General features: G+C 63.1%; 4 protein-coding genes. 1 reads left to right on the forward strand and 3 read right to left on the reverse strand.

Going from position 1 to position 4,040, the window contains the following annotated elements; all coding sequences use genetic code 11:
• The first annotated feature begins 136 nt into the window (after positions 1-136).
• Positions 137-352 carry a hypothetical protein gene (locus Q0S16_RS15645; RefSeq protein WP_295849858.1) on the forward strand — a complete coding sequence of 72 codons (216 nt, stop codon included), beginning with the start codon at positions 137-139 and terminating at the stop codon, positions 350-352.
• 144 nt (positions 353-496) lie between these two features.
• On the opposite strand, the gene Q0S16_RS15650 is transcribed toward Q0S16_RS15645, so the two are convergent.
• The 3 genes from Q0S16_RS15650 to Q0S16_RS15660 form a co-directional block, all read right to left on the reverse strand.
• Positions 497-1,276 carry a class II aldolase/adducin family protein gene (locus Q0S16_RS15650; RefSeq protein ID WP_295849860.1) on the reverse strand — a complete coding sequence of 260 codons (780 nt, stop codon included), beginning with the start codon at positions 1,274-1,276 and terminating at the stop codon, positions 497-499.
• A 134-nt stretch (positions 1,277-1,410) separates the two neighbouring features.
• Positions 1,411-2,514, reverse strand: coding sequence for a Fic family protein (locus Q0S16_RS15655; protein ID WP_295849863.1), 1,104 nt, complete (start codon positions 2,512-2,514; stop codon positions 1,411-1,413).
• Positions 2,515-2,603: 89 nt separating this feature from the next.
• The coding region (locus Q0S16_RS15660) for a glycosyltransferase family 39 protein (RefSeq protein ID WP_295849864.1) at positions 2,604-4,040 on the reverse strand (1,437 nt) is incomplete at its 5' end.

The raw sequence follows: 4,040 nt of genomic DNA on the forward strand, positions 1-4,040 counted from the left end.
ATTTCGGGATTCCGGGTTCGGTCGCGGCTATCGCCGCTTCCGCCCCGGAATGACAGCACCACACCGGCTTCCTGCTTGACGCACATCAATGGCTACGCCGCGCCTTCCTGACAGAACGACAAAAAGGGAGGCTTCGATGTCCGCAACAGAAATCGCCAAACGCCATTTTTCGGCGGCGATCGCCGAAGCTCATGCGAGCGGGGCCGATCCCGATAGTGTCTGCCGGTCCTTGCTGGGTCTGGTGGTCGGCACCTATCTCGGAACCCGGCCGGTATCCGACGTGCAATCGGAGCTCCGCTTTGTCGCCGACAATTGCGATCCCGAGACCGACTTCATGTTCATGCGCCCGTAAGCGGCGCCAGTTGGCAGAGCAGTGCGACATCCGGTGATGCGGGCGCGCGATGCAATCACATCCCAAAACATGAAAACGCCGTCCGGAATTGGACGGCGTTTTGATTCAGTGCAGAGGTTGTGTGACCTCACTATAGCAAGAATCTCAGTTCTTGTAAGAGGGGTCGAGGCGGTCGAGTTTGCGCAGCAGCGGCGGCCAGACCAGCCGGGTCGAGCGCAGTTCGGCGCGGTCGGGGTTCGACACCACCTGGGTATTCTTGTCGATCACCGCCTGGTCGACCGGGTAGGCGACCGGGCCGAGCATGCGGGTGCGCACCTGCATGGTGCAGGCGCGTTCGAGATGGAACATGCGCTCGAAGGCCGAGGCGACGGAACGGCCGACCGTCAGCGTGCCGTGGTTGCGCAGCAGCATGAAGTTGTGGTCGCCGATGTCCTTCTGCAGCCGCGGGCGCTCGTCATGGTCCAGCGCGATGCCCTCATAATCATGATAGGCCAGATCGTGGGTGACAAGCTGCGCGGTCTGGTTCAGCGGCTGCAGGCCTTCCAGGCAGGAGGCCACGGCGGTGCCGTCCGGGGTGTGCAGATGCATCACGCAACCGGCGTCCTCGCGCACTTCGTGGATCGCCGAATGGATGGTGAAGCCGGCCGGATTGATGCTGTAGTCGCTCTCGCTGAGCTGGTTGCCATGCAGGTCGACCTTGACCAGGCTGGAGGCGGTGATTTCGTCGAACATCAGCCCGTAGGGGTTGATCAGGAAGTGATGCTCGGGGCCGGGGACGCGGGCGGAGATGTGGGTGTCCACCAGATCGTCCCAGCCGTAATAGGCCACCAGACGATAGGCGGCGGCCAGATTGACGCGCTGCTCCCATTCGGCCTCGGCCATGGTGGACGGCACTTCCTTGAGGTGGGCTTCGGCTGGCGACATCTGGTTCTCCCATTCATTGTTTATCATGATTAGAGGCAAGCCTAGTCCGGTGCCTGGGCGGCTAGCAAGCGGGGGTATTTGCGCGGCAGTCATGCTTTCCGGCGTCGGAGGCGGCCGTCGCTACCTGCCGGCGCTCAGCACAGCTTGAGACGGTAGCGCGTGTAACGCAACTCGCCGGTCTTGCTGAGAGCGCCTTGCTCGACCAGGTCCCGCAGATCCCGCGTCGCTGTCGCGCGCGACGTATCGGTGATGGTGATGTAGTTGTCGGCGCTCAGGCCGCCCTTGAAGCCATCCACTCCCTCCCGAAACAGGCGCTCGATGACCTTGCTTTGCCGGGCGTTGAGCTGGTCGCGGTGTCGTTCATAGAACCTGGCCTTGGCGACGTAGAAATCGACGCGGCCGATGGTGGTGATTTGCGCCCGCAGGATGGTGCCGGCGAAGTAATTCAGCCAGCCGTTGATCTCCAGATCCTTGTTATCGTGCTCGAGCGCGGCATAATAGTTCTTTCGCTTGCGCTCGATCGTATAGGCCAGCGCGATCAGGCTGGGCTGCCCGATATTCTGCGCCAGTGATTTTTCGGCGATGGCGCGACCGATGCGGCCGTTGCCGTCCTCGAACGGATGAATGCACACGAAATACAAATGCGCCATCGAGGCCCGCGTCAGCGCGGGCAGCGGCTGTATTCCGTCGGGCGCGGTGCGGTTGAACCAGTCGATGAAATGCGTCATTTCCCCGGTCACGCGCGCCGAGGGCGGCGCCTCGAAATGCACGCTGCGCTGCTGGATCGGGCCGGATACGACCTGCATCGGATCGGCGTGGGTCCGATAGCCGCCAATCACCTGGATTGTCCGATCGCCCGCGAGCAGCATGCGATGCCATGCAAACAATGTCTGGTGGCCGAGCGGGGCGGCGAAGCCGCGATACAGGTCCACCATCATCTCGGCGATACCGCGCTCGGCTGCCGGAATGTCGGGTCTGGCGGCGCCCAGCCCGAATTGATGGCGCAGCGAGGACTGCACGCTGTCGCGGTTGAGGATTTCGCCTTCGATTTCGGAGGTCTTGAGGGCTTCGTCGCCGATCAGCTCGATCCGCAGGATGTCCTGCTGGTCCGCACCGATATGCCGGAACGCGCCGATGAACTCGCCGGATCGCAGCAGGAACTCACGTTCCAGCGGCTGCAACGCTGCCGGATCGTAGACAAAGTCCGGCCAGTCCGGCTGTTCCCAGTTCCATTTCATGAGCTATAGAACGCCTTTCTATAGCTCATAATATCTATTAAAATGAGCTATAGCAATCCGTTCTGTCGCTCACGGGCGTCGCCGCCGCCCTAAGGCGCCGGGATCGCCAGCAGGCTGGAGATGCTGCTGCCGCGGATGTCGTAGACACGGGCGAACACCACGTCGTCGCGCTTGATCTCGGCGATCACCGGCGCGGTTAGGCCCTTGCAGTAGAACTCCCCCAGCGTCATCGCGAAATCGGCGGCGTGGCTGTCCCAGCCGATGGTGAAGTCGGGGCCGAGCGCGACCTGCGCCGGTCGTTGCGGACCGCATACGGCGACCTTCCACTTGCGCCCCGCCGGCGGATGTTCCTGACGCTCGGTAATCTCTTCTTTCAGCGCATCCGACGCCTGCTTCAGCGCGAGCCCCCAATAGTCCAGCATATACAGCGCGTCGGCCTGACGCACCGTGCCAGCGATGTAGTTGAAATGGGTGTATTGGTAGGGGTGCAGCCGGATCATTTCCGCCAGCGGGAGTGCGAGCCCGAAGGCGAACACGGCGACGGCCGCGGCCTGGGCGCCGCGATGGTTGACGCGCAGCCAGTCCATGCCCCAGGCGAACGCGGCGCCGGCCAGCACCGTCATCGGCGGTATCACGAAGATGAAATGCCGGATGCCATTATACAAGGCCGGGCGTTTCACCATCGCGATCAGCAACGGCAGCATCGCCGCGAAGGTCAGCATCAGCAGGATGGTCTTGCGGCGCGGTGACACGTCGTTGCGCGACAGCGACAGGATGGTCAGCGCGACCCCGCCCAGGGTCAGGAACAGCAGCACTTCCGGCAGTTGCAGCACGAACAGCGTCGGCAGATACGACCACGGCATGTCCGGTACCGAGATCATCGCGCCGTCGAACATTTCCTTCCACGGCTTTTCGAAGAACGCCGAGAAGTAGGTCAGCGCGTGCAGCGGGTTGGTGGGCTCCAGGATCGACCAGGGCCAGATCAGGCCCATCACCAGATAGCCGAAGGCCAGGCCGGGCAGCAGCACATAGAGCATATGGGCAAAGCGGTGGGCGGCTTCGCGCCAACCCTGGCTGCGCAGTTCCCAGAGCAGCAGCGGCACGAAGCCGATCAGCGCATAGATCAGCGCCAGGCCGGCGAGGATGCGCGAGCCGATCGCCAGGCCGGCGCCGAGACCGACAATCAGGATCGTGCGCGGCGACGGCTTCGGATATTCTTCCGCCAGCCGTACCAGGCCAAGCATCAGGATCACCATGGATACGGCAAAAGGCGCATCCTTCGGGTTCATGAACATGTGGCCGTAGAAGGTCGGGCACAGCGCCAGCAGCAGCAGCGTCGCGAGTCCGGCCAGCGGACCTCCGACGCGACGACCGAGCCGCCACGTCACGGTCAGGCCGATCATGCCGACTACGGCGCCGAGCAGGCGGCGGGTTTCAAACAGTTCGAGCGGGATGACCTTGTGCAAAAGTGCGGCTGTCATGTCGAAGCCGCCGCCGTACATATAGAGATTGGCGAACGAAAGCGC

The sequence above is a fragment of the Tardiphaga sp. genome, assembly GCF_025356345.1.
Taxonomy (GTDB): domain Bacteria; phylum Pseudomonadota; class Alphaproteobacteria; order Rhizobiales; family Xanthobacteraceae; genus Tardiphaga.

Coding starts and splice junctions, on each gene's coding strand:
- Q0S16_RS15655 (WP_295849863.1), bottom strand. CDS start 2,514: ATGAAATGGAACTGGGAACAGCCGGACTGGCCGGACTTTGTCTACGAT.
- Q0S16_RS15650 (WP_295849860.1), bottom strand. CDS start 1,276: ATGTCGCCAGCCGAAGCCCACCTCAAGGAAGTGCCGTCCACCATGGCC.
- Q0S16_RS15645 (WP_295849858.1), top strand. CDS start 137: ATGTCCGCAACAGAAATCGCCAAACGCCATTTTTCGGCGGCGATCGCC.